Genomic DNA, 3,271 nt, shown 5'->3' with positions numbered 1-3,271 from the left:
AACTGCTGATACCAATTATGATAGTCTTCTGCCTTAAATGGGCGTAAAACGAGCCTTTCAGTTTCCGTATACAACAACTTCACTTTTACCAACCCTTCGATTAGCGTATTAGACTCCTTTTACTCTTAAATTAAAAATCCTTTTAACAAAAGCTGCCTTATGGTCGGTGTATTCATTGACACCAGTGGAAGACTTTTCAAGATAATCCTTCTTCACCTTTAAATATTCCAACCTGGCATCCTCATTTGAGTTCAAGTAATCTCTAAAAAACACAAGATTGTTCCACAATTCCTCTTTGTACTTCACTAAATGAATGAATTGCGTCTTTACCATATATGTTTCATCGGTAAACCTTGCGAATACGATTTCACCTGGACGTTGAACTTTCAGCCTTAAAAATCCGATGTTCTTCAATCCGCTGACGATCCCTTCATCAAAATTTGAAATGTCATCAACTCCGACCAGGATATCAATTATCGGTTTGGCATCCATTCCTTTGATCGCGGTGCTCCCTATGTGCTCAATTCTATGATCTACTATATTTGTATTTTCGATGATCACGTTTTTCACCCTGTCAAATTCGTTACGCCACTCAGAGTTATAAACATCAAGCCTAACTTCGTCCTTCTTCAGGCCTAACCTCATTGAATCAACTCCCCTGGATTATTCGTCGTGAGCAAGCGGCATATAAGCTGATGGATTTAACTCTTCACTCTCAATGACGACTGCAGTTAGTCCAGCTTCCGTTTTCGTTTCATGCCATTCACCTTTTTTCCAGAAAATCGCGGTACCAGGCTCAACTTTAAAATAGCCTTCGGACTTTCCTCTTACATGGCCTTCACCGTTTACCACCAATAAAAGCTGCGGCATTGTTGCCTGGTGATGCCCGATGATCCCGTTTGGTTCCAGGTACATAAAACCAATATGAGTGGCATTAGTCGTTCTTACTATTCGTGACATCACAAAGTCTGAATCGAACTTGGTTATTTTCATTCCGTTGTTTTTATTGAAGCTGTAGAATTCCACTTTTTCCACCTCAAAATCCATTTTCATTATTTCTAAGTTTGTCCAAAAGACATTAGTGATGCATTATGAAGCGTACTTTTGCTAGCATTGGCTTAACCTCAAATACTATATTGCTTAACTATTAGATGCTGTGGAGCATCTGGCAATTCACTCAAAGATGTCCTGATAAACTCGGGATATATCTTGATTTTTTCAAGGCTGCTGATCGGCACCCACTGATAAATCAACCGTTCACCTTCTTCTCCAAAGAACTCTTCTTTGTGGAAGTTGAAGCTGCCATTTAGTGGGGAAACTTTATAATACAAGCCGATTTCATGATAATTCTTATTGTTGTAGTCAAAGAAGTTCTCAGTGAACCAGAACAGCCGGTCCACCTTTACATCTATCCCTAACTCTTCTTTTATTTCTCTGACAATGCTTGTCTGTGAGTCTTCCTGAAGCTCGACCCTGCCTCCTGGCAACGCCCAGTGCTCGTCCTTCGCCTGTTTATGTATTAGTACATGATTGTCCACGATCATAATCGCCGCTACCCGATAGTTAAACACAGCCTTTTCCATATAAAAAGTCGCATCCATTGTTCGTCCTCCTCATTTTAAGCTATCTAGTTCTTTTGCCAATCTTGATTTCCGGAAGCCCTTTTGCCGCTTTAATTCCTTTATTTCTTCTATCGTTTGATAGGATAGGCGAACGTAGTAGTAGTTAATATGTTCGATTACAGCAAAAAGAAAGACAAAAATAAACCAATACAATTCAATTGGTTTGCTGATGATTTGATAGATTAATACAAACATACCTATTACGATTAACCCGGTATTCAGCCTTTTAAAATTCGCAAAAACTTTTAACTGACGACCAGGCAGAGGTGTAAAATCATTTTGTTGAATCTGTTTTAGCTTTAAATACCAGTAATAGCTTCCCTGCAGCAAAATAAATTCCAGCAGGGCAAACGCGTATACCGACGGATAGGAGGTTAAGTAAGGAACTGACCATTCAAAAAGCTGAATATACAGAATCCATATAAGAGCAAAAGTGAAAACAGCAAACAATTCACCCGTATACAAACTAACTAACTTTTTCTTCACTCTTTTATGCATGCAAAAATCCTTAAACCTGTACCGTAAATTGCGTCATTAGATTCTTGATTAAAGGATTAAGCTGGTCAGGCAACTCACTCACACTGAAAAAGCGAGCTTCGGTTGTTTCAATGCCATCCGCTTTGAGTACTCCACCAAGGATTTCTTTTGATACATAAGCAACAGTAACTGGATAAAACTCATCTCCATTTGGCAGCTTTACATGGTGCTGCTTACCCGAAAAAACACCAACCAGATTTAACTGGCCAATTTCCAGGCCAGTTTCCTCGAATACTTCTCTTCTGCCAGCTTCTTCAGTAGATTCACCTAACTCCATAAACCCGCCGGGAACACCCCATTGACCATCATGACGTTTCTGCAGTAAAAACTCTCCCTGTTCATTGATGACTGCCACTGCAACACCAACCAGGATCAAAGGCTGATGCCCAATATCCTTCCGTAAATCCTCTATGTATCCCATATTTCCTCCCTGATAAGTATAAATTTTCTAGGTAAACAGAATTCGACAGAAGCAGCTTATTTCCTTCTTTTTACCAAAAATAAAAAAGCGACTCTTTAAACGAACGCTCCCCAGCAATATCCACGTATTATCACTTTTAAAATCAAACATGCTGGACACTTCTTACCCCAATTTCGTTCTTTCTATCCGTCATCACGTCCATGACGGACACTTTTTCTCTCAATCTCGCTCTTTCTGTCCGTCATCACGTCCATGACGGACACTTTCTCCTTCAATCTTGCTCTTTCTGTCCGTCATCATGTCTATGACGGACACTTTCTCCTTCAATCTTGCTCTTTCTGTCCGTCATCATGTCTATGACGGACACTTTCTCCTTCAATCTTGCTCTTTCTGTCCTTCATCACGTTTATGACGGACACTTTCTCCCTCAATCTCGCTCTTTCTGTCCTTCATCATGTCTATGACGGACACTTTCCCCCTCATTCCCGCTTTTTCTGTCCGTCATCATGTCTATGACGGACACTTTCTCCTTCAATCTTGCTCTTTCTGTCATCACATCTAAATCGGACACTTCTCCCCTCAATCTCACTCTTTCTGTCCATCATCATGTCAATTCCCGGACTGCTTTCTAATAAATACAGCAGTCACTATTATAAGGCTAACCATCGGAATCCAGATATAGATGTAACGG

The 3,271-nt window shown here is 40.2% G+C and carries 6 protein-coding genes; all 6 read right to left on the bottom strand.

Annotation, left to right across the window (positions count from 1 at the left end):
• Positions 1 to 108: 108 nt before the first annotated feature.
• Complete coding sequence (locus ACH0QE_RS15130; protein ID WP_415801424.1) at positions 109 to 645, bottom strand: GrpB family protein; 537 nt, start codon at positions 643 to 645, stop codon at positions 109 to 111.
• Positions 646 to 663: 18 nt separating this feature from the next.
• The gene (locus tag ACH0QE_RS15125; RefSeq protein WP_415801423.1) at positions 664 to 1,026 is read right to left on the bottom strand and encodes a cupin; all 363 of its coding nucleotides are present in this window, start codon (positions 1,024 to 1,026) and stop codon (positions 664 to 666) included.
• A gap of 98 nt (positions 1,027 to 1,124) precedes the next feature.
• Entirely contained in the window at positions 1,125 to 1,601 is a 477-nt protein-coding gene (locus ACH0QE_RS15120; RefSeq protein WP_415801422.1) for an NUDIX hydrolase, read from the bottom strand.
• Positions 1,602 to 1,613: 12 nt separating this feature from the next.
• Positions 1,614 to 2,120, bottom strand: coding sequence for a hypothetical protein (locus ACH0QE_RS15115; RefSeq protein ID WP_415801421.1), 507 nt, complete (start codon positions 2,118 to 2,120; stop codon positions 1,614 to 1,616).
• 10 nt (positions 2,121 to 2,130) lie between these two features.
• Complete coding sequence (locus ACH0QE_RS15110) at positions 2,131 to 2,580, bottom strand: NUDIX hydrolase (RefSeq protein WP_415801420.1); 450 nt, start codon at positions 2,578 to 2,580, stop codon at positions 2,131 to 2,133.
• A 427-nt stretch (positions 2,581 to 3,007) separates the two neighbouring features.
• Complete coding sequence (locus ACH0QE_RS15105) at positions 3,008 to 3,151, bottom strand: hypothetical protein (RefSeq protein ID WP_415801419.1); 144 nt, start codon at positions 3,149 to 3,151, stop codon at positions 3,008 to 3,010.
• Positions 3,152 to 3,271: the final 120 nt, after the last annotated feature.

It is taken from the genome of Mesobacillus sp. (genome assembly GCF_047739415.1).
Classification (GTDB): domain Bacteria; phylum Bacillota; class Bacilli; order Bacillales; family Cytobacillaceae; genus Mesobacillus.
The sequence above is the reverse complement of the archived record's forward strand: the minus strand, read 5'-3'. Positions and strand labels throughout refer to the sequence as shown.

Excerpts from the sequence above, each read along its gene's own strand:
- ACH0QE_RS15115 (WP_415801421.1), bottom strand. The coding sequence starts at position 2,120 with ATGCATAAAAGAGTGAAGAAAAAGTTAGTTAGTTTGTATACGGGTGAA.
- ACH0QE_RS15130 (WP_415801424.1), bottom strand. The coding sequence starts at position 645 with ATGAGGTTAGGCCTGAAGAAGGACGAAGTTAGGCTTGATGTTTATAAC.
- ACH0QE_RS15120 (WP_415801422.1), bottom strand. The coding sequence starts at position 1,601 with ATGGATGCGACTTTTTATATGGAAAAGGCTGTGTTTAACTATCGGGTA.
- ACH0QE_RS15110 (WP_415801420.1), bottom strand. The coding sequence starts at position 2,580 with ATGGGATACATAGAGGATTTACGGAAGGATATTGGGCATCAGCCTTTG.